Source organism: Stenotrophomonas sp. 63632_Sma, assembly GCF_056482875.1.
The window spans coordinates 4450597-4472308 of record NZ_CM151220.1; the positions used below are offsets into that span (position 1 = coordinate 4450597).

The window sequence follows — 21712 nt, forward strand, 5'->3', positions numbered from 1 at the left end:
ACCATGTCCCCGTTGCAGACCCTGCTTGCCTCCCACCGCGCTGGCGCCAACGTCGGCCTGTACAGCGTCTGCTGCAGCAACGAGCAGGTGCTGCGCGCGGCCATGCACGTGGCGCTGGCACACGGCACCGTGCTGCTGATCGAGGCCACCTCCAACCAGGTCGACCAGTTCGGCGGCTACACCGGCATGACCCCACCGCAGTACCGCGATTACGTGGGCACGCTGGCCGATGAGGAAGGCTTCCCGCGCGAACGGCTGATCCTGGGCGGTGACCACCTCGGCCCGAATGCCTGGCAGAAGCGCCCGGCCGCCGAAGCGATGACCCACGCGCGCGTGCTGATCGAAGCCTACGTCGCCGCCGGCTTCCACAAGATCCACCTGGACTGCAGCATGTCCTGCGCCGATGACCCGGTGCCGCTGCCCGATGCCATCGTCGCCGCGCGTTCGGCCGAGCTGGCCGAAATCGCCGAGCGCACCGCCGCCGAACACGGCCTGCCGCCGCCGGTCTACGTGATCGGTACCGAAGTGCCGATTCCCGGTGGCGAAGCCTCGCTGGCCGAAGGCCTGCAGGTAACCACGCCGGCCGCCGCCGCGCAGACCCTGGCCATCCACCAGCAGGCGTTCGACACGCCGCAGCTGCGCGACGCGTGGCAGCGCGTGATCGCGATGGTGGTGCAGCCGGGCGTGGACTTCGACCACAGCAGCGTGCACGAGTACGATGCCGCAGCCGCCAGCACGCTGGCCGGCTTCCTCGAACAGCAGCCGCGCATCGTGTTCGAAGCGCATTCCACTGACTACCAGCGCGAAAGCGGCCTGCATGCACTGGTGCGCGATCACTTCGCCATCCTGAAGGTCGGCCCGGCGGCCACCTTCGCCTACCGCGAAGCACTGTTCGCGCTGGCCGCGATCGAGGCCGAGCTGCTGCCGGCCGCGCAGTGCTCGCGCCTGCCGCAGGTGCTGGACGAGGTGATGGTGGCGCAGCCGAAGTACTGGCAGTCCTACTACCAGGGCGATGAGGCGGCGCTGCGCCTGCTGCGCAGCTATTCCTTCAGCGACCGCTGCCGCTACTACTGGGGCGAGCCGGCGCTGGTGCAGGCGGTGCAGACCCTGTTCGGCAACCTGGAGCAGCATGCGCCGCCGCTGGTGCTGCTCAGCCAGTACCTGCCGGAGCAGTACCGCGCCGTGCGCGAGGGCCGCCTGGCCAACACCCCCACCGCCCTGGTGCAGCACCGTATCGGCCTGTGCCTGGGCGAATACGCCCGCGCCTGCAGCGCCAACCAGGCCGGCCCCCGCACGCAGAACGCGGGCTCGGCTGCCGGCGTTGCTGCGAACGGCTAATCTTTACCTTTTCCCGCGAAACCGAGAATGGCCATGCGCAACACCCGCTCCCGCCGGCAACAGATCCTGCAGCTGCTGATCGAGCACGGCTCGGTGCAGGTGGCCGATCTGGTCGAGCGCTTCGGCGTGTCGGCGGTGACCATCCGTGCCGACCTGACCCACTTCGAGTCGCAGGGCCTGGCCAACCGCACCCACGGCGGTGCCACCCTGGTGCGCACGCCGCCGCAGGAACAGGACATCCACGAGAAGGACGCGCTGAACCTGCCGCTGAAGGAATCGATCGGTGCGCGCGCCGCGCGCCTGGTACAGCCCGGCGACAACATCATCATCGATTCCGGCTCGACCACGATGACCCTGGCCCGCCACCTGCGCGCGCATCGCGACGTGACGGTGATGACCAACGGCCTGAACATCGCCTGGGAACTGGCCAATGCCGCGGGCATCACCGTGCTGCTGACCGGTGGGCTGCTGCGCCAGCAGTCGCTGTCGCTGCAGGGCAGCCAGGCCGAAGCCAGCCTCAACTCGTACAGCTTCGACACCCTGTTCCTGGGTGTGGACGGCCTGGACCTGCAGTTCGGCCTGACCACCCACGACGAGGCCGAAGCCCGCCTCAACCACCGCATGGTCGAGCGTGCGCGCCGTATCGTGGTGCTGACCGACGCCTCCAAGTTCGGCCGCGTCAGCCTGCACCGCATCGCCCTGCTGGATCAGATCCACGCCATCATCACCGACGCCGGCATTGACGACGCAACCCGTGAGGGGCTGCAGCGGCTGGGCATCGAAGTGATCATCGCCGAGCCCACCGCATGACCGACACCCGCACCCTGCATGGCCGCATCCTCACCCCGCTGGGTTGGCGGCGTGGCCACGTCCACTTCGATTCGCAGGTGCGCCAGCTGCAGGTGGATGACCACAGCGGCGCTGACGACCTGCAGCTGCCGGTGATCCTGCCCGGCTTCATCGACCTGCATGTGCATGGCGCGGCCGGCGTGGACCTGATGCAGGGCGGCGACGTGGCGCGAACCATCGCCCGCACCCATCTGCGCTTCGGTACCACCACGTTGCTGGCGACCACCATGACCGCCGGGCTGGACGAGATCGAGTACGCGCTGCAGGGCGTGGCCGCCACCATGGCGGCACCCGATGCCGACGCCGCCAGCATCGTCGGTGTGCATCTGGAAGGACCGTTCATCAGCCCGCAGCGTCTGGGTGCGCAGCCCAACCGCACGATCGAGGCGACGCTGGCACTGGTGCAGCAGCTGCATGCGCTGGCACCGATCCGGGTAATGACGCTGGCCCCGGAAATCGGTGAGCACACCGCGCTGATTCCCGCGCTCTCGGCGATGGGCATCCGCGTGCAGCTCGGTCACAGCGCCGGTACCTACGAGGAAGGCGTGGCCGCGCTGCAGGCCGGTGCCTCCGGCTTCACCCACCTGTTCAACGGCATGACCGGCGTCGATCACTATCGCCCGGGCATTGCAGCGGCGGCGTTGGCACATGCGCAGTACGCCGAGATCATTCCCGACCTGCAGCACATCCACCCCGGCGTGATCCGGCTGGCCGCGCGCGCGATTCCGCGCCTGTACGCGGTGACCGACGCCACTGCCGCCACCGGCATGCCCGACGGCGAGTACGCGCTGGGCGAGCAGCGCGTGCACAAGTGTGGCGGCTGCGTGCGCCTGGCGACCGGTTCGCTGGCCGGCAGCGCACTGACCATGGACCAGGCGCTGCGCAACCTAGTGCGTGTGGGCCTGGAGCTGGCCGATGCCTCGCAACGTGTTTCCACCTTCCCGGCAGACTACCTGGGCCTGGACGATCGCGGCCGCATCGCGCCCGACGCCCGCGCCGACCTGGTGGTACTGGACGCCGAACTGCGCCTGCAGCGGGTGGTGGTTGGCGGGCGCGTAGTTGATTTGAACGCCGCAAACGCCTGATATCTGCGTTTTTGTAGAGTCGAGCCATGCTCGACTCACCGCGCAACGCGCGGTGCAGGGAACCTCGATATCGGAACGAAGAGCAGTCGAGCATGGCTCGACTCTACAGAAAGCAATCTGCGACGAACCGTCGCCGGGCATAGCCCGGCGCTACCACAGGAACTGCCGATGACTGCAAGCACTGCTCCGCGCTGGCCCGTACGCTACCTGCTCTTCATCGGCGGCCTCGGTGGCCTGCTGTACGGCATCGACATCGGCATCATCGCCGGCGCCCTGCCCTACCTGGAGGCAACGGCCAGCCACGCCTGGCAGCTCAGCAGCCAGCAGCTCGGCTTCGTCGTGGCGGCAGTGCTGCTGGGCAGCGTGCTGTCCTCGCTGTTCGCCGGCATGATTGCCGACCTGATCGGCCGCCGCGGTGCGATGCTGCTGGCCGGGCTGCTGTTCACCGCCTCAATCCCGATCATGGCACTGGCCTCCGGCTACACGCCCCTGCTGCTCGGCCGGCTGCTGCAGGGCATCAGTGGTGGCCTGATCGGTGTGGTGATTCCGCTGTACCTCGCCGAAGTGCTCAGCCCCGAGCGACGCGGGCGCGGCGCGGCCATGTTCCAGCTGCTGCTGACCGTTGGCCTGGTGCTGGCCGCCCTTATCGGCCTGTACCACGCCCACGCCGTGGATGCCGCCACCGAAGCCGTGCGCTCACTGCCGGTCGCGCAGCAGGCGCAGGAGCTGTTCACGGTGAAGGACCACGCCTGGCGCACCATCTTCTGGACCTGCCTGGCGCCGGGCCTGCTGTTCTGCGCCGGCATCTTCTGGTTGTCCGAATCGCCGCGCTGGCTGGTGCGTCGCGGCCGCATCGATGATGCGCGCCGCAGCCTGCAGCGCGTGCTGCCCGCTTCGGAGGTGGAGCCGACGCTTGCACAGATCCAGGCACCGGAATCGAGCAGCGGCAGCGGCAAGCGCGACCCGCTGCTCAGCCGCCGCTACGTGGTGCCGTTCCTGCTCGCCTGCGTGGTGCTGGCCTGCACCCAGGCCACCGGCATCAACTCGGTGCTGGCCTACGCGGTGAACATCCTCAACCAGGCTGGCCTGTCCGGCTCGGTGGCCAATGGCGCCGACGTGGCGATCAAGCTGCTCAATGCGGTGATGACCGTGGTCGCGCTGCTGCTGGTCGACCGCAAGGGCCGCAAGTTCCTGCTGATGCTCGGCAGTGGCGGCATCTGCGTGGCCCTGCTGGCCGCCGCCACCCTCTTCTTCCAGGCCGAACGCGGCCGCACCGACGTGCAGCCGCAGCTGCAGGCGGCGGTCAGCGGCGACGGCCTGCAGCTGGTGCTGGATGATGCGCAGTGGCAGCGCCTGAGCAATGGCATCGACAGCCAGGGCCGGCCGATGCAGCTGACCGTCTCCTACGCCTACGGCGACTTCACCAATGTGCGCGCCCTGCGCAGCGACAACCTGACCGACCGCGAGCTGCGCATCGAGCGTGCCGGCACCGTGCAGCCGGACAGCGTGATCGGCGCGTTCTTCCGCAAACTGCACCTGAACCCGTTCGCCGACCCGGCCAAGGCCGTGCAGGCACCGCTGCGCATCGAGCAGGCACGCATCGGCCCGGTGCCGCCACCGGCACACGGCTGGGCCGTGGCCGCCTGCATCCTGGTGTTCGTCGCGTTCTTCGCGGTCGGGCCCGGCGTCTGCGTGTGGCTCGCGCTGTCCGAGCTGATGCCGAACCGCATCCGCTCCAACGGCATGAGCATCGCGCTGCTGATCAACCAGTTCGTGTCGACCACTATCGCCGCGATCTTCCTGCCCACGGTGGGCCACTATGGCTACGCCAGCATGTTCGTGTTCTGGGCGGCCTGCACCTTCGCGTTCTTCCTGGTGGCCGCGTTCTGGCTGCCGGAGACCAAGGGCAAGTCACTGGAAGAAATCGAGGCCCGGTTCGCCCGGTAGCGGTCGACCTGGGTCGACCTCCGCGCGCAGCGCGGGTTCATGGCGCGCCCGTCATTCGCCAGTGATGTGCTTCGCCAGCTCCCGCGCCTCGGCAACGCTGGACAAGCCGCTCAGCATCATCGATTCGCCGAACGGCCCCTGCACCGTCGCCACCATCAGCACGCGGCCGTCCACGCTGATCGCCGCGCGCTGGCCCACCAGTGCTGCCGTGCCATCGTGGATGCGTTGATGCGCCGCCGGCCGATAGCGGATCTGCAGGCCCGGCTGCTTGCCTTCATCCAGCACATAGCGCACATCGGCAATATCCGCGCTGCCGGCAATCGGGGGCTCGCGCAGGGCGAGGGTCTCGCCCTGCCACTGCACCGATGTGCCCTTGCCGGCTGCATCGACCGCACTCAGGCGCACATCCACGCCGGGGCGTGGCGCATGATCCTTGCCTGCCAAGACACCGGGTGTAGCGCCCGGCATGCATCCGGTCAGGGTCAACGCCATGCCCAGCAACAGGGGAAGCGCAGCCCTCACTTCAGCTTCCGCAGCTTGAACGCCACCAGCACCTGCAACAGCCCGTACAGCAGGCTGCCGATGCCGATCCACAGCGTGGTCACCGCAACGCCCGCATACGGGTTGGCCGCGAACAGCACGCCCAGCACCACCGCCAACACGCCACTGAGGATCAGCAGCCACTCGCCCTGGATCTGCTTGCGCACGCGGATCGCGAACACGATGCGATAGATGCCGGCCACCAGCAGCCACGCTGCCAGGAACAGCACCAGCACGCTGGCGGTGGCCAGCGGATTGATCACCGCCAGGATACCGAAACCCAGCGAGGCGATGGCATACAGCGCCAGCCAGCCACGCGAGGCACCGCTGCCGCCGCTGACCAGTGCGAACAGGCTGATGACACCTTCAACGATGGCCATCACGCCCAGCGTCCATGCCAATGCCATGGCTGCAGACAGCGGCCAGCCGATGGCGACGATGCCGAAGCCGAGTGCAACCAGGCCGTACAGGAGGAGGATCCACCAGCTACGGCCGACTGCCGACAACAGGGGAGACAAGGGGGAATTCATGGCCACTCCTTCGATCCGGAAACGGGCTCATCCTAGCCCCTGGGGATGAAGAGGGCGATCACGGCGCCCGCGCGCATACCCATACACGCACGTCTTCGACGCCGACCAGCCGCAATGTCTCGGCGATTTCCATTACCGTGCTGCCGGTGGTCATCACGTCGTCCACGACGGTCAGCCGCGAGGGCACCGGCCCACGTACATCGAAGGCATCGAAGAGATTTTCCCTGCGCTGCTCGGCGTTGCGCTCGGACTGCGGCGCGGTATGACGGCGCCGGTACAGCCCGTGCCAGACCGACATTGGCAGCAGGCGGCACAGTTCCGCGGCCTGGTTGTAGCCGCGCTGGCGCAGGCGACGGTTGTGCAGCGGCACCGGCACCAGTGGCGGACACCACCAGGGCGGCGGCGCGCGCTAAATCAACTGCGCCAGCAGGCGCCCGGCCGCCAGATCCTGATGGAACTTGTAGCGGACCAGCAGCTGGTCGACCGGTGGCAGGTACAACAGGCTGGCATGGGTGGCGGCCTGCGGTGGCGCTTCCTCGCGGCAGGTGCCGCAGACGATCAGGGCGTTGTCGGGCAGCGGCAATGCACAGCGCAGGCAGGCGCGGCCGGCCCACGGCAGGTCGGCAAGGCAGGCGCGGCACAGGTCAAGATCATCGTGGCCCGGGTCGCCGCAGACCAGACACCGCAGTGGCAGGAGCACGCGAAGCAGCACTGCGGGCCAATCCGCCGGTAGAGGGAGGTAGGCAAGAGGCATACCCCAACCTGCCCGCGCAGCGATGCCGGAACCATCACCGGCAACCACACCGGACGGTCAGGAAAGCGGACGCAGTGCTGTCGGCCGTCTCATCGGGTCAGTCACGCAGCGATGCCCGCCAAGCCACCAGGGCGGCGGCGGCACGCTGGGTCCTGTACTCATCCGGATTGACGCCCATCTCATTGCGCGCCATGCCGGCAAGGGCCATACACAGTTCCTGTTCGCCTGCACCGCGCAGGAGCTGGGACTCGATGCGATCTGCATAGGCGGCGTACTCGCCACGGCAGTCCGGATTGGCCTGGATGCCTATTGGATCCCAAACATAGTGCAGGACTTCATCCACCGCTCGGCCCAGTGCACCGCGCCTGCGGTCTGCCGTCTGACCGACCTCCTTCCAGTGTGGCGTGTTGTGCAGTGCCTCGAACGGCATCGGCACCGGCGATAACAGGTAGGAGATACCGTCTTCGTCCTGCTTGACGTGCCAGACGCCAATTCCGACATCCGCCATGTGCTCCGACAGCGGGAAAACGAAGGCAGGCAGCCACAACAGCTCGATGCGGCCATCTCCCTGCCAGCCCAGTGCGGTGAACATCCCGGCTGCGGTCTCCCGGTAGGCCTGCGCGGCAGGCTCGCCGACCAGTTGCCCCGGATCCAGCATGAACACCCGGTTGTCGATGTACTCGACCACGCTGCCATGGAACTCGCGCAAGCGCTCGGGCGGGTAATCGATGACCTGTTCAGGGGCGATGGTGTAGCTCATTTCGTGAAATCCTTTCCGCTGGGAGGCGAGTGTGGCGCGACGGCGGGCATCATCAACAACTCCGCCAACCCGCGATAGATCGGCACGCGGCACACCAGCCCGGACACGCCACGAGCGATCAGCACCGTGGCCAGGATCGGCAGCAGCAGATCGCCGCTGTCGGTCAGCTCCAGCGAAATCACCGCCGAGGTCAGCGGTGCCTGGGTGACGCCGGTCAGATAGGCGCACATGCCTAACAGTACAAATGCACGCGGGTCCACGCCAGGCATCAACACCGCCAGGTTGTGGCCAAGGCCGGCACCGACCGCCAGCGCCGGCGAGAACAGGCCGCCGGGAATACCGGCCACGTACGATGCGAGATTGGCCAGCAGCTTCATCAAACCAAATTCATGGCCCACCATCGCCTGCCCCTGCACCAGGCTGCGCGCCTGTTCGTAGCCGGTGCCGAACGCACCTTCACCGAAGACCAGGGCCAGCAGTACCACCACCAGGCCGCAGCCTGCGGCCAACAGAACCGGATGTCGCTGCCGCAACTGGCCCAGCCAACGTGGGCGGCCCGCCGCACTCGCCAGCACCGCACGCGCGAACAAGCCTCCGAGCAGCCCGGCCACCACGCCACACAGCAGGATCGCCAGCCAGCCCTGGCCCAGCGGTAGCCGCGCGCTTACATGGCCGAAATAGGTGTAGTTGCCCAGCAGGCCCAGCGACACCACGCCGCCCACGATCACCGCGGTCAGCAAGGTGCCGGAGAAACGATGCTCGAAGCGGCCGCTGAGCTCTTCGATGGCGAAGACGATACCGGCCAACGGCGTGTTGAACGCCGCCGCGATGCCTGCCGCGCCACCGGCCAGCAGGAAGTGCGAGAGCTCGCGCGGGTCCTTGAAGCCGAACCAGCGGCCGAACAGGTACATCAGGCTGGCGCCCACATGCACCGTCGGGCCCTCGCGCCCGACCGACGCGCCGCCCAGCAGCGACAACGAGGTCAGCAGCAGCTTGCCGGCCGAGACCGCGGGCGAAAGATTGGTCCTGCGGAACGACTCATCCGGCTTGTCCAACGCGGCGATGACCTGCGGAATGCCGCTGCCCCGCGTGGGCTTCAGCACGCCGGAGGTCAGCCAGGCCAACAACGCGAAGATGCCCGGCGTGAGCAGCAGGGCCCACCACGGCGAATGCGAGGTGATGCGCTGGAATAGATGGAATGCCGCATCGCTGGCCTTGGCGAACAGGATCGCCACCAGAGCCACGGCCACGGCGCCGCCCCAGAGCGCGGCGCGGCGGCGCCAGGCCTCGCTGAGAACCAGCGCGGTGATGCGGCCGCGGAGGCGGTGGAGATCGGTCATGCGGGGCAGTCTGGACGCTGCGGAGGAAGGCGGACAGCGGGTACTGTGGCTGAAGGCCTTGCAGGATGTGGTGAATACGCTCACGCGCCGGGAACCGCATGCTTTGGCAGCAATGGCACGCCGTCCCACATGCGTGAAGGCCGGCCGATTCCTGCCGGGTTCGTCCAACGCGCCTCGTGGAGGTAGCATTGCAGCCGCTGCCCTCTGGGGAGAGGGTGCAGCTCCGCCGGCAACGAAAGGCCGCCACCGCTCGTCATCGCGGTAGCGCTTGCCAGCACCTGCGTGCCGACATCTGCGTGAATTGCTTCGTTCTCGACATCCTCAATGACAATGGAGTGTGAGATGAATGCCTACGACCCGCTGGATCACATCATCCATCTTCGTGATGGCACGTTGCAGGAATCAGACCTTCGCCGGATTGTCGGTCGCGCGCTGCAGGCCAGGTCACCTTCCGGAATCGTCATCCATGTACATGGCGGCCGCGTTTCGCAGAAGCGTGGACGGCGCATCGCAGAAACCCTGCATGACCCCTATGTGCGGGCACAGGCCTACCCCTTGTTCTTCATCTGGGAAACGGGTGACATCGAAGCTCCGTTGAACAACCTGGGCGAGATCCTGGGTGCAGTACTCGCCAAACTGCTCTTCAGGAAAGTCCAGGACAAGATCCTGGAAAAGCTCGGCGGTGAACAGGCATTCACGCCCGGCATGAAGATCCTCAACGCCGCGCCACCCGACGAGGAAAGCCTTTCGGCAGATCTCGCACAGGAGTTCGCTGAAGATCCCGAGGTGAACCAGGCCCTTGCCGAGGCCCGGGAGGATTACAGGGAGGCGACGCTGACGCCCGTAAACAAGATGCTGGCACATGAACCGCCAGCCGAACACGCGGCCATCGTCAACGAGCGCACGGCAATGGAACTGTTTGGCACTCCGTCACCCAACAAGGCCGTAGCATTGAACTGGATCGCGCTGGCCATCAAGGTGGCCAGACTGGTGATGCGCGTATGGCAACGCCAGCACAGTGGCCGGGGCCGGCCAGGTGCCGTCTCCGCCGTGATCGTGGAAGAAGTACTGCGAGAGTTCTATCTCGATGACGTGGGGCGCATCGGCTGGTGGAATCCCATGAAGAAGGATGCACAGGATTCATTCGACGGCCCGGCATCGGGTGGCGTCAGATTCCTGCGCGAGCTGCACAGGCAGTTGCAGTCCGAAGCCTCTGTTCCCCGCATCACGCTCGTCGGCCACAGCGCCGGCAGCATCTTCCTGTGCGAGCTGTTGGACCAGGCAGCGCAGATCCTTCCGGATCTGACGTTCGACCTTATTCTCGAAGCGCCTGCGGTGACGTGTCGTCGGTTCGCGCGTGCCATCTCGAAGCACGAGGACCGAATCGGGAGGTTCCGGCAATTGGCGATGAAGGATGCCGACGAAGCCAACGAGCGCTCACTGTTCTTTCCCGGTTCGCTGCTCTACATCGTGTCCAACATCTTCGAAGATGCTGCCGATGAGCCTCTGCTCGGCATGGAGCGCTTCTTCACCCGGGAGAACGTCTATCGCAACTCTGCGGCGTGGGCAGACATCTCGGCCTGCCAGGCGTTCTTCGCCCGGAAGGGAAAAAGCGCGGTGAGCTGGTGGACCCTTGATGACCTCAATGCCGACCAGCGCGAAGGTTGGGGCCACGGCTACTTCGATGACGGTCCCTTCATCCTCGGCAAGGTGACCGCGTTGATCAGCGAAACACCGCACACGCCTTGATGCCGATCACTTTTCGCGCTCGACGACAGAAGCAACGCTCCGGGCGGGATCGCCCGGAGTGCAAACACTGTAAACCATGTGAACATGAATATTGTTGACAGCCTGCGCACGCCCACCCACACTGCCGCCCTCGCTCCACTCGTACCCAAGGTCCCGCCATGGCTGCTGCCATCCGCCACGACTGGCAACACGACGAACTGCAGGCGCTGTTCGATCTGCCGTTCCCCGAGCTGCTGTTCCGCGCCGCAGCGGTCCATCGCGAGCACTTCGACCCGTCGCAGGTGCAGGTTTCCACGCTGCTGTCGGTGAAGACCGGCGGCTGCCCGGAAGACTGCGCGTACTGCCCGCAGGCGCAGCGCTACAACACCGGCGTGAACGCGCAGAAGCTGATGGAAACCGACGCGGTGCTGGCCAAGGCACGCCAGGCCAAGGCCGCTGGTGCGTCGCGCTTCTGCATGGGCGCCGCATGGCGTTCGCCGAAGGACCGCGACATCCCGAAGGTGGCGGCGATGATCGCCGGGGTGAAGGCGCTGGGACTGGAGACCTGCGCCACGCTGGGCATGCTCAGCGGCGAGCAGGCGCGTGCGCTGAAGGACGCCGGCCTGGACTACTACAACCACAACCTCGATACCGCGCCGGACTACTACGATTCGATCATCCACACGCGCCAGTACCAGGACCGCCTGGACACGCTGGAGCACGTGCGCGATGCCGGCCTGAAGACCTGCTGCGGCGGCATCGTCGGCATGGGCGAGACGCGCGCGCAGCGTGTTGGTCTGCTGCTGGCGCTGGCCACGTTGCCGGCGCATCCCGATTCGGTACCGATCAACAAGCTGGTGCAGGTGGCGGGCACGCCGCTGCATGGCAGCGCCGAACTGGACCCGTTCGAGTTCGTGCGCATGATCGCGGTGGCACGCATCGTCATGCCGCGCTCGATGGTGCGGCTGTCGGCCGGTCGCGAGGCGATGAGCGATGAACTGCAGGCGCTGTGCTTCCTGGCCGGTGCCAACTCGATCTTCTATGGCGACAAGCTGCTGACCACCGGCAACCCGGAAAGCGAGCGTGACCTGGCGCTGTTCGCGCGGCTGGGACTGCAGCCGATGGCGGTGCAGGTGGATGCCGAGGGCCACGACCACGGCGGCACCGTGCACGCCGATATCAGTGCCGATACGCCCGGCTGTGGCTGCGCTCACGCGGCCTGAGACGGGCCGCAAGCAGGCGTCGCGGCAACGCGCTACCCTAGCCGCCCCGTCGTCGCATTCAGCCACCATGGCCCGCCCCGACCTGACTGCCCGCCTCCACGCCCAACGCGCCCTGCGCGATGCCCAAGGCCGTCGCCGCCCGCGACGCACGGTCAGCCGTCGTGATGGCGTGCGCCTGGAAGTGGACGGCCAGTGGCTGACCGGCTTCTGCAGCAACGACTACCTGGGCCTGGCCCAGCAGTTCAGCGTGGTCAATGCGCTGCAGGATGCTGCCGCGCGCGAAGGTGCTGGCGCTGGTGCCTCGCACCTGGTCTGCGGCCACCACGCCCTGCACGAGGCACTTGAACGCGAAGTGGCCGAGTGGCTGGGCTATCCGCGTGCGCTGCTGTTCGGCAGTGGCTTCGCCGCCAACCTGGCGGTGCAGCAGGCATTGCTGAGCGAAGAGAACGATGTCTGCGTGCAGGACAAGCTCAACCACGCCAGCCTGCTCGATGCGACGCGGTTGGCCGGTGCACGCCTGCGCCGCTATCCGCATCTGGATGCAGAAGGCGCGATGCGTCAGCTCAAGCACGCGCCCGATGGCGCGGCGATGCTGGCCACCGATGGTGTCTTCAGCATGGATGGCGACATCGCACCGCTGCGTGCATTGTCGCTTGTGGCACGCCTGCAGCAGGCGCTGTTCTACGTCGATGACGCGCACGGCGTGGGCGTGGTCGGTGATGGCCGTGGTGCCGTGGCCGCCGCCGGGCTGGGCGTGGACGACGTACCGCTGCAACTGGTCACGCTGGGCAAGGCACTGGGCGGTTCCGGTGCACTGGTACTGGGCCGTGACGACCTGATCGAGCATCTGGCCGAAACCGCGCGCCCGTACATCTACACCACCGCCGTGCCACCGGCGATGGCCGCTGCGGCGCTTGAAGCAGTGCGACTGGCGCGCCGCGACCACTGGCGCCGCACCAAACTGACCGACCTGATCGCGCTGTTCCGCAGTGAAGCACGTCGCCACGGCCTGGACCTGATGGCTTCGGAAACGCCGATCCAGCCGCTGCTATGTGGTGATGATCATACCGCCGTGGCGATGTCCACGACGCTGGAACAGGCCGGCTGGCTGGTCGGCGCAATCCGCCCACCGACGGTGCCGGAAGGCAAGGCACGCTTGCGCGTCACCCTGTCCGCACTGCATACGCCGGAACAGGTGCGCGGCCTGGTGGAGGCCATCGCCAGCGCGCGCGACCGCGTGACCCTGGCCGTGCGTGAAGCCGCGCCACCGCCGCTGCCCGCTTTTGCCTGAGTTCCGTGTCGTTGCCCATGCATATTGAAGTGACCGGCCGTGGGCCGGACCTGGTTCTGATCCACGGCTGGGCCCTGCAGGGCGGTGTGTTCGCACCACTGGTGCAGCGCCTGGCGGACCAGTTCACCCTGCACCTGGTAGACCTGCCCGGCCATGGCCACAGCCGCGAGGACACCACGCCGCTGCGCCTGCCGTTCGTGGTCAATGCCATTGCTGCGGCCACGCCGCCGGCGGTGTGGTGCGGCTGGTCGCTGGGCGGCCTGTTCGCGCTGCATGCTGCCGCGACGCTGCCAAAGGTGCGCGGGCTGGCGATGATCGCGGCCACGCCGCGCTTCGTGCGTGGCGAAGACTGGCCGCACGCGGTGGAACCGGCGGTGTTCGAACAGTTCGGGCGCGAGCTGGCCAGCGACTTCGGTGGCACCCTGGAGCGCTTCCTGGCGCTGGATGTGATGGGCTCGGCACACGCCCGCGAGGAGCTGCGCACGCTGCGCCAGCGCCTGGTCGAGCGCGGTGCGCCCACCGAACGCGCGCTGCTGGAGGGCCTGCGCCTGCTGGAAAGCACCGATCTGCGCGGCGCGCTGCCGACGCTGGGCAGGCCCAGCCTGTGGATCGCCGGCCAACGCGACCGGCTGGTATCTCCGGCGGCGATGCAGGCCGCCGCGGCACTGGCCCCGGGCGGGCAGGCGCTGACCATCGCCCACGGCGGCCATGCGCCCTTCCTCGGCCATGCCGACGAGGTCGCCGCCGCCCTGCAACACTTCGTTGCCGGCCTGTCACCGGCCGATGGCGGACAATGAGCGCCTTCCGAATTCCGCAGGATTGACGCATGGATCTGGGTATCAATGGCCGCTGGGCACTGGTCTGCGGCGCAAGCAAGGGGCTGGGCCTGGGCTGCGCGCGTGCGCTGGTGCGTGAAGGCGTCAACGTGGTGATCGTGGCCCGCGGCGAAGCCGCCCTGCAGGCCGCCGCTGAAGAACTGCGTGCCCTGCCCGGCGCTGCCGAGGTGCGCGCGGTCGCCGCCGACGTCACCACCGAGGCCGGCCGTGCCGCGGCGCTGGCCGCGTGCCCGCAGTTGGACATCCTGGTCAACAACGCCGGTGGCCCGCCGCCCGGTGATTTCCGCAATTTCGAGCGCGATGACTGGATTGCCGCGCTGGACGCCAACATGCTGGCGCCGATCGCGCTGATCCGCGCCACCGTCGACGCGATGATCGCGCGCGGCTTCGGCCGTATCGTCAACATCACCTCGTCGGCGGTGAAAGCCCCGATCGACATCCTGGCGCTGTCCAACGGCGCGCGCAGTGGCCTGACCGGTTTCGTCGCCGGCCTGTCGCGCCGCACCGTGGCCCACAACGTCACCATCAACAACCTGCTGCCCGGCCAGTTCGACACCGACCGGCTGCGCGCCAACTTCGCCCACAGTGCGGGCAAGGACGGCGACGCCGGCGAAGTGGCCGAACGCCGCCGCCAGCAGATCCCCGCCGGCCGCTTCGGCACACCCGACGAATTCGGCGCCGCCTGCGCCTTCCTGTGCAGTGCACAGGCCGGTTACCTCACCGGGCAGAACCTGCTGATCGACGGCGGCGCCTACCCTGGTACGTTCTAAGAGACTTTCGCAATGCCGTCCCACTTCGATGCCCGCCACGTCCGCCGCGCGTTCGCCCGTGCCGCCAACGGCTACGACGCCGCCGCCGCCCTGCAGCGCGAAGTGCAGTCGCGGCTGATCGAATCGCTGGACTACCTGGAGGCACGCAAGCCCGAGGTGGTGCTGGACATCGGTGCCGGCACCGGCCATGCCAGCGCGTTGATGAAGAAGCGCTGGCCGAAGGCGCAGGTGATCGCGCTGGACGTGGCGCTGCCGATGCTGGACCAGGCCAAGCGCCAGGCCGGCTGGTGGAAGCCGTTCCAGCGCCTGTGCGGTGATGCCGCCGCGCTGCCGCTGGCCGACAACAGCGTGGACGTGATCTTCAGCAACCTGTGCCTGCAGTGGGTGGACGACCTGCCGGCGGTGTTCGCCGGGTTCCGCCGTGTGCTCAAGCCAGGTGGCCTGCTGGTGTGTTCCACCTTCGGCCCGGAAACCCTGATCGAACTCAACGAAGCATTCGCCGCTGCCGATGACCGCCCGCACGTGAGCCGCTTCGCGCAGATCGCCCAGTTCGGCGATGCGCTGATGATGGCCGGCTTCCGCGACCCGGTGCTGGACCGCGATCTGTTCACCCTGACCTACGACGATCTGCCGTCACTGATGCGCGAGCTGCGTGCGATGGGCGCGACCAATGCTCGCGTCGACCGCCGCCACACGCTGACCGGGCGTGGCCGCTTCGCTGCTGCTGCGGCCGCCTACGAGCCGATGCGCCGCGCCGACGGCAAGCTGCCGAGCAGTTGGGAGGTGATCTATGCCCACGCCTGGGCACCGGACCCGGGCGCGCCGATCCGCGAAGGTGGGCATGACGTGGCATCGGTGCCGGTGTCGGCGATTCCGATCCGGCGCAAGCAGACCTGATCGTCCGGTAGTGCCGGCCGCTGGCGGGCAACTTCATGATTCCATGCTGGGCATCTGCCGGCCAGCGGCCGGCACTAACGCATTCCACACCGCACGCGAATCGCTCTGGTAGGTGCCAACCTTGGTTGGCACACCCCATCAGATCGCGGTGCCGCCAGCAGTGTGCCGACCAAGGTCGGCACCTACCAAAGGCGGGTATGGGCCGGCACGTGAACCGGGTAGCGCCGGGCCATGCCCGGCGAGCGCAGCGGCACCCTCAGGTATTGGCCGGCGAACTCAGCGGCGGGCGCACCAGGTCGCGGTGGAAGAAATAGATTTCCTGCACCAGGAAGCGCCAGCTGGTGTGGAAGCTGCGGAAGCGCGTGCTGGGCGTGGACGAGGCCAGCGCATCGATGCCCAGCGCCTTGCTCAGGCGCAGCGCGCGCGCCATGTGCAGCGGATCGCTGACGATGATCACCCGGTGCAGGTCGCGCTGGTCCATCAGCCGCTTGGCTTCAACCAGGTTCTGCACGGTATTGCGCGAGGCGGTTTCGATCAGGATCGCATCGTCCGGCACGCCATGTTTCAGCGCATAACGCCGCGCCACCTGCGATTCGGAAAAACGCGCACCGGTGCCACCGTAGCCGCCGGTGAAGATCAGCAGCGGCGCGTACTGGGCCTCGTAGAGGTCCAGCCCATGCCGGATACGCTCTTCGAACACCGGTGACGGTTTGGCGTCATAGGCGGCCGCACCCAGCACGATGATGGCGTCGGCCTTGGCGGCCTGGTCACGCTCGCCGACCCAGACGATCCAGGCAGTCACGCCCAGCAGCCAGATCACCAGCAGGACAAACAGCCGCCACAGCCAGCCCAGCAGGCCGGTGCGAGGCCGCTGCCGGTCGCGGCTCACGGCGCGCCCCAGCGCAGCGCTGGCAGGTCGACGTTGCCGCCGGACAGCACCAGGCCCACGCGCAGTCCGGCGAAACGTTGCGGCTGCGCCAGCACCGCAGCCAGCACGGTGGCCGAGGACGGCTCGACCACCTGCTTGAGCACCTCCCACAGCAGGCGCATCGCGGCCATCGTCGCCGCGTCATCGACCACGATCACCTCGGCACCGGCCGCGCGCAGCAGTTCGAAATTGGGCGCGCCGATCAGGGTACGCAGGCCATCACAGATCGTGTCCGGGGTGAACGCGTCCTGGCGCTCGCCAGCGGCCAGCGAGCGCGCGGTATCGTCGGCACCGGCCGGCTCGGCCAGCACCAGACGGGTCTGCGGGCTGGCGTGCTGCAGCGCCAGCGCAGTGCCGCTGGCGAGGCCGCCGCCGCCCACCGGTACCACCAGGACGTCGAACGGGCCGTCGCTGTGCAGCAGTTCCAGGGCGGCGGTGCCCTGCCCGGCCATCACCGCCGGATTCGTATAGGGATGCACCAGGGTCGCGCCGGTGTCGGCCTGCACCTTGGCGCAGGTGGCCTCACGGTCGGCAATGGTCGGCGGGCAGTGCCAGAGCGTGGCGCCATGGCGCGCAATATTGGCCAGCTTGGCCGCCACCGCACCTTCCGGCACCACCACGTGACAGGGAATGCCACGGGTGCGTGCGGCCAGCGCCAGCGCGGCGCCGTGATTGCCGGAGGAGTGGGTGACCACGCCGGCACTGGCGGAATCAGCCTCCAGCGACCACACCGCGTTGCAGGCACCGCGGAACTTGAACGCACCACCACGCTGCAGGTGCTCGGCCTTGAACGCCAGCTGTGCCCCGGCCAGCGCATCGAGCGTGTGCGAGCGCAGCACCGGGGTCACGCTGGCATGCGGGGCGATCCTCGCGGCAGCAAGCAGGACGTCGTCGGCGCGGGGCAACAGTGAATCGCTCATGACGCAAGATTAACGTATGCCCCCGCGCTGGCGACCGGGACACAGGTCATGCCAGCATGCAGCCCTACGCCTCCATTCATCCTGGCCGGCGGAATTAAGGGCCGATTCAACGCTTGCGCCCGAAGCTGACTGCACACCCGTCCTCTGGGGGGACCCACCATGAAAATGCGCCTGATGCTTGCCGGTGGCCTGTTGCTGGCCCTGACCGGCTGCACCACCTACGACTATGTCGGCGGCGGCCGCAGCGGCAGCTACTACCACGGTGCGCCGTCGGTGGAATACCGCTACCCGGCCGGCTATCCCTACAACTACGGCCCCTACTACGGTGGCTATGGCGGCTACTACGGCGGCTACGGCAACCCGTATTACTCGCGCCCGATCTACCGTCCGCCGCACAACCACCGCCCGCCGCCGCGTCCGGGCAATGGCGGCGAGCACCGTCCGCCGCCGCCGTCGCGTCCGTCGTACAACGGGGGTTCGCCGTGGCGGAACATGGACTCCATGCGCCGCCCGCCGCAATCGAACGCCCAGCCGTCGGCGCCCCCGCCGCAGACCCGTCCGACACCGGCACCGAGTGCGCCGAGGATGAACGGTTCCCCTTGGCGCAACATGGATCGTGCGACGCAGCGCACAGTTGAGCGCTGAACCGTCTTGCATTTCACACGGTCTAAGCCGCAATCTACGCGGACAGTGACGGCCCACGTCACAAAGTGACAAAAACGACACGGGCCGCCGCAAAAAGCTCTACGTCGATATCCGACAGGAACATCTGGATCCCCCCTGTTCCGGCCCTGTCGGATGTCGGCACCTCTGAAGACAGACGGCCCCGCAATGCGGGGCCGTTTGTTTTGTTGGGTCGCCAACCGCCGAGGGCCCCAGCGTCAGTAGCTCCACGCCATGCGTGGATGGCGCCTTCCCGACAGCCGCAAAAAAACAGGGCCGGACAGTCCCCCGACTGCCGGCCCTCTGCTCCCCCACCGTGCGCCTGTACCGGCCCCTGTTCCAATTCCGGTCACGGGCGCCTACGGCGCCAGCCACGGTGGGTGCTATTGGGTTATCTGCAAAAATCCTGCCAACTTTAGGGCTGATTTCGGCGCTGGCCGGCCGGCGGCGACGTCCCGGCCCCGAATGGCGCTAAAATCGCCACCCCGGCGCCGCCTCCGGCCGCGCCCGCCCCCAGCTGAACAGCCCCCCATGAACCCGTCCTTCCATCATTACGACGTCATCGTCATCGGCGGTGGCCACGCCGGCACCGAAGCCGCGCTGGCCGCGGCCCGCACCGGCGTGCGCACCCTGCTGCTGACCCACAACATCGAAACGGTGGGTGCGATGAGCTGCAACCCGGCCATCGGCGGCATCGGCAAGGGCCACCTGGTCAAGGAGATCGACGCGCTGGGCGGTGCGATGGCGCATGCCGCCGACCGCGCCGGCATCCAGTGGCGCACGCTCAATGCCTCCAAGGGCCCGGCCGTGCGCGCCACCCGCTGCCAGGCCGACCGCAACCTGTACCGCATGGCGATCCGCGCCATCGTCGAAGGCCAGGCCAACCTGACCGTGTTCCAGGCCGCCGTGGACGACCTGGTCATCGAAGGCGACGCCGTGCGCGGGGTCATCACCCAGACCGGGCTGCGCTTCGATGCCGAGGCCGTGGTGCTGACCGCCGGCACCTTCCTGGCCGGCAAGATCCATGTCGGCCCGACCCAGTACGCCGCCGGCCGCATGGGCGACCCGCCGGCCACCACACTGGCCGCGCGGCTGCGCGAGCGCCCGTTCCAGGTGGACCGCCTGAAGACCGGCACGCCGCCGCGCATCGATGGCCGCTCGCTGGACTACAGCGTGATGGACGAGCAGCCCGGCGATTCGCCGCGGCCGGTGATGTCCTTCCTCGGCTCGGTGGACGAGCATCCGCAGCAGGTCAGCTGCTGGATCACCCACACCACCGAACAGACCCATCAGATCATCCGCGACGCGCTGCACCGTTCGCCGCTGTACAGCGGCCAGATCGAAGGCATCGGCCCGCGCTACTGCCCGTCCATCGAGGACAAGGTGGTGCGCTTCGCCGAGAAGGCCAGCCACCAGATCTTCGTCGAACCCGAAGGCCTGGGCATCGTCGAGATCTACCCCAACGGCATCTCCACCTCGCTGCCGTTCGACGTGCAGCTGGAGATGGTGCGCAGCATCCGTGGCTTCGAGAACGCACACATCACCCGCCCCGGCTACGCGATCGAGTACGACTTCTTCGACCCGCGCGGGCTGAAGGCCTCGCTGGAGACCAAGCTGGTCAACGGCCTGTTCTTCGCCGGCCAGATCAACGGCACCACCGGCTATGAAGAAGCCGCCGCGCAGGGCCTGCTGGCCGGCCTCAACGCCGCACGCCAGGTGCGCGGGCTGGACGGCTGGTGCCCGCGTCGCGACGAGGCCTACCTGGGCGTGCTGGTGGATGACCTGATCACCCACGGCACCAACGAGCCGTACCGCATGTTCACCAGCCGCGCCGAGTACCGCCTGCAGCTGCGCGAGGACAATGCCGACCAGCGCCTGACCCCGACCGGCCGCGAAATGGGCCTGGTGGATGATCGCCGCTGGAGCGCGTTCGAGACCAAGCAGGCCGCCGTCGCTGCCGAGCGCGCACGCCTGGGTGCGCTGTGGGCAACCCCGGCCAATGCACTGGGCCGCGAAGTGAACGAGACGCTGGGCGTGGCGGTCAGCCGCGAGACCAATGTGCTGGACCTGATCAAGCGCCCCGAGCTGGATTACGCCAAGCTGATGCAGGTGCCCTCGCTGGGCCCGGCGGTGGCTGATGGCAAGGTCGCCGAGCAGGTGGAGATCGGCGTGAAGTACGCCGGCTACCTTGACCGCCAGCGCGAGGAGATCGAGCGCCAGCAGCGGCACGAAGCCACGCCGATCGCTGAAGCCTTCGATTACGCGACGGTGCGCGGGCTGTCGGCCGAAGCGCTGCAGAAGCTGGAGCGCGTACGCCCGCAGACCATCGGCCAGGCACAGCGCATTCCGGGCATGACCCCGGCAGCGATCTCGCTGCTGCTGGTGCATCTGGAGCGCGCACGCCGGGGACGCGTGGCATAACACGAGCGCGATAGATGCCATCCACGCATGGCGTGGATCTACTGCAATGCTGCGCGCGATCCGCTGTTCCGCATACAGCATCGGCTACAGCTACGAACCGTAGCGGGTAGTGCCGGCCGCTGGCCGGCAACCGCAGAACTCCAGACATGACCTTGAGGTTGGCCAGCGGCCGGCACTACCCTGCGGTGCGCGCGCGGCGTGCAGACCACGCAGGTATCATCGTCGTGAACGCCCTGATTTCCGGAGACTTCGATGAACCCGCTGCGCCCCTTCCGCGACAAGATGCCCGTCCTCGGCGAACGCGTGTACATCGATCCGGCCTGCACCATCATCGGCGACGTGGATCTGGCCGATGACGTGTCGGTGTGGCCGGGCACGGTCATCCGCGGCGACGTCAACCATGTGCGTATCGGTGCACGCACCAACGTGCAGGACGGCACCATCATCCACGTCAGCCACCACAGCCCGTACAACAAGGCCGGCTACCCGACCCTGATCGGCGAAGGCGTGACCGTCGGCCACGGCTGCATCATCCATGCCTGCACGATCGGCGATTACAGCCTGATCGGCATGGGCGCCTGCATCCTCGATGGCGCCCGCGTGGAGCGCCATGGCTTCGTCGGCGCCGGTGCGGTGATCGGCCCCGGCAAGGTGGTGGGCGAAGGCGAGCTGTGGGTCGGCAACCCTGCACGACCGGCACGCACGCTCAGTGACAAGGAGATCGAGGCGCTGCATTACTCGGCCGACCACTACGTGCGGCTGAAGGACGAATACCGGGGCTGAGCCCCCGACGCTGCCATGCGGCTCTGCTAAAGTCTTGGCCCGACCAGGACCTGTCGAGACCCCCATGCCTGTGGCTGCCCGCCGGAGAGGACTCCGGCGCCCACAACGA

The 21712-nt window shown here is 67.9% G+C and carries 19 protein-coding genes and 1 pseudogene; 13 read left to right on the plus strand and 7 right to left on the minus strand.

What is annotated here, in order from left to right:
• Positions 1 to 3: 3 nt before the first annotated feature.
• From ACZK45_RS20655 to ACZK45_RS20670, 4 genes are all read left to right on the plus strand, one after another.
• Positions 4 to 1338, plus strand: coding sequence for a D-tagatose-bisphosphate aldolase, class II, non-catalytic subunit (locus ACZK45_RS20655; RefSeq protein WP_478445185.1), 1335 nt, complete (start codon positions 4 to 6; stop codon positions 1336 to 1338).
• 33 nt (positions 1339 to 1371) lie between these two features.
• The gene (locus tag ACZK45_RS20660; RefSeq protein ID WP_014038836.1) at positions 1372 to 2148 is read left to right on the plus strand and encodes a DeoR family transcriptional regulator; all 777 of its coding nucleotides are present in this window, start codon (positions 1372 to 1374) and stop codon (positions 2146 to 2148) included.
• A complete protein-coding gene (gene nagA, locus ACZK45_RS20665; protein ID WP_478445186.1) occupies positions 2145 to 3272 on the plus strand; it encodes an N-acetylglucosamine-6-phosphate deacetylase in 1128 nt (375 codons plus the stop codon). The genes ACZK45_RS20660 and nagA overlap by 4 nt, the downstream gene beginning before the upstream one ends.
• Positions 3273 to 3440: 168 nt before the next feature.
• Positions 3441 to 5219, plus strand: a complete 1779-nt coding sequence (locus tag ACZK45_RS20670; RefSeq protein ID WP_478445187.1) for an MFS transporter — start codon at positions 3441 to 3443, stop codon at positions 5217 to 5219.
• 51 nt (positions 5220 to 5270) lie between these two features.
• Here ACZK45_RS20670 and ACZK45_RS20675 read toward each other — a convergent pair whose 3' ends face one another.
• From ACZK45_RS20675 to ACZK45_RS20695, 5 genes and pseudogenes are all read right to left on the minus strand, one after another.
• A complete protein-coding gene (locus ACZK45_RS20675; RefSeq protein ID WP_478445188.1) occupies positions 5271 to 5741 on the minus strand; it encodes a SecDF P1 head subdomain-containing protein in 471 nt (156 codons plus the stop codon).
• Positions 5738 to 6289 carry an HdeD family acid-resistance protein gene (locus tag ACZK45_RS20680; protein WP_049461697.1) on the minus strand — a complete coding sequence of 184 codons (552 nt, stop codon included), beginning with the start codon at positions 6287 to 6289 and terminating at the stop codon, positions 5738 to 5740. Before ACZK45_RS20680 ends, ACZK45_RS20675 begins: the two co-directional genes overlap by 4 nt.
• Positions 6290 to 6347: 58 nt before the next feature.
• Positions 6348 to 7043, minus strand: a pseudogene (locus ACZK45_RS20685) (double zinc ribbon domain-containing protein).
• Positions 7044 to 7140: 97 nt separating this feature from the next.
• Positions 7141 to 7803: a hypothetical protein gene (locus ACZK45_RS20690; RefSeq protein WP_125895468.1), complete on the minus strand. Its 663-nt coding sequence runs from the start codon at positions 7801 to 7803 to the stop codon at positions 7141 to 7143.
• Positions 7800 to 9143: a chloride channel protein gene (locus ACZK45_RS20695; RefSeq protein WP_478445189.1), complete on the minus strand. Its 1344-nt coding sequence runs from the start codon at positions 9141 to 9143 to the stop codon at positions 7800 to 7802. Before ACZK45_RS20695 ends, ACZK45_RS20690 begins: the two co-directional genes overlap by 4 nt.
• Positions 9144 to 9485: 342 nt before the next feature.
• On the opposite strand from ACZK45_RS20695, the gene ACZK45_RS20700 reads away from it, so the two are divergent.
• The 6 genes from ACZK45_RS20700 to bioC all read left to right on the plus strand — a co-directional run bounded on the left by ACZK45_RS20700 (position 9486) and on the right by bioC (position 15888).
• Positions 9486 to 10892 (plus strand): hypothetical protein, encoded by a 1407-nt coding sequence (locus ACZK45_RS20700; protein WP_478445190.1) that lies wholly within the window; start codon positions 9486 to 9488, stop codon positions 10890 to 10892.
• 158 nt (positions 10893 to 11050) lie between these two features.
• The gene (bioB, locus tag ACZK45_RS20705) at positions 11051 to 12094 is read left to right on the plus strand and encodes a biotin synthase BioB (protein WP_253144141.1); all 1044 of its coding nucleotides are present in this window, start codon (positions 11051 to 11053) and stop codon (positions 12092 to 12094) included.
• A gap of 67 nt (positions 12095 to 12161) precedes the next feature.
• A complete protein-coding gene (gene bioF, locus ACZK45_RS20710) occupies positions 12162 to 13385 on the plus strand; it encodes an 8-amino-7-oxononanoate synthase (RefSeq protein ID WP_125895472.1) in 1224 nt (407 codons plus the stop codon).
• Between the two features lie 17 nt (positions 13386 to 13402).
• The gene (gene bioH / locus ACZK45_RS20715; RefSeq protein ID WP_478445191.1) at positions 13403 to 14182 is read left to right on the plus strand and encodes a pimeloyl-ACP methyl ester esterase BioH; all 780 of its coding nucleotides are present in this window, start codon (positions 13403 to 13405) and stop codon (positions 14180 to 14182) included.
• Positions 14183 to 14211: 29 nt separating this feature from the next.
• Positions 14212 to 14991 (plus strand): SDR family oxidoreductase, encoded by a 780-nt coding sequence (locus ACZK45_RS20720; RefSeq protein ID WP_478445192.1) that lies wholly within the window; start codon positions 14212 to 14214, stop codon positions 14989 to 14991.
• A gap of 12 nt (positions 14992 to 15003) precedes the next feature.
• A complete protein-coding gene (gene bioC / locus ACZK45_RS20725) occupies positions 15004 to 15888 on the plus strand; it encodes a malonyl-ACP O-methyltransferase BioC (RefSeq protein ID WP_478445193.1) in 885 nt (294 codons plus the stop codon).
• A gap of 256 nt (positions 15889 to 16144) precedes the next feature.
• Here the strand turns inward: bioC and ACZK45_RS20730 are convergent, their stop codons facing one another.
• Positions 16145 to 16789, minus strand: a complete 645-nt coding sequence (locus tag ACZK45_RS20730; protein ID WP_032127185.1) for a YdcF family protein — start codon at positions 16787 to 16789, stop codon at positions 16145 to 16147.
• Entirely contained in the window at positions 16774 to 17736 is a 963-nt protein-coding gene (locus ACZK45_RS20735; RefSeq protein ID WP_049400864.1) for a pyridoxal-phosphate dependent enzyme, read from the minus strand. Before ACZK45_RS20735 ends, ACZK45_RS20730 begins: the two co-directional genes overlap by 16 nt.
• Positions 17737 to 17895: 159 nt before the next feature.
• Here ACZK45_RS20735 and ACZK45_RS20740 point away from each other — a divergent pair, with 159 nt between their 5' ends.
• The 3 genes from ACZK45_RS20740 (at position 17896) to ACZK45_RS20750 (ending at position 21603) form a co-directional block, all read left to right on the plus strand.
• Positions 17896 to 18381: a hypothetical protein gene (locus tag ACZK45_RS20740; protein ID WP_180837668.1), complete on the plus strand. Its 486-nt coding sequence runs from the start codon at positions 17896 to 17898 to the stop codon at positions 18379 to 18381.
• A gap of 549 nt (positions 18382 to 18930) precedes the next feature.
• Positions 18931 to 20820 carry a tRNA uridine-5-carboxymethylaminomethyl(34) synthesis enzyme MnmG gene (gene mnmG / locus ACZK45_RS20745; RefSeq protein WP_478445194.1) on the plus strand — a complete coding sequence of 630 codons (1890 nt, stop codon included), beginning with the start codon at positions 18931 to 18933 and terminating at the stop codon, positions 20818 to 20820.
• Positions 20821 to 21072: 252 nt separating this feature from the next.
• Positions 21073 to 21603 (plus strand): gamma carbonic anhydrase family protein, encoded by a 531-nt coding sequence (locus ACZK45_RS20750; RefSeq protein ID WP_478445195.1) that lies wholly within the window; start codon positions 21073 to 21075, stop codon positions 21601 to 21603.
• The last annotated feature ends 109 nt before the right edge of the window (positions 21604 to 21712 follow it).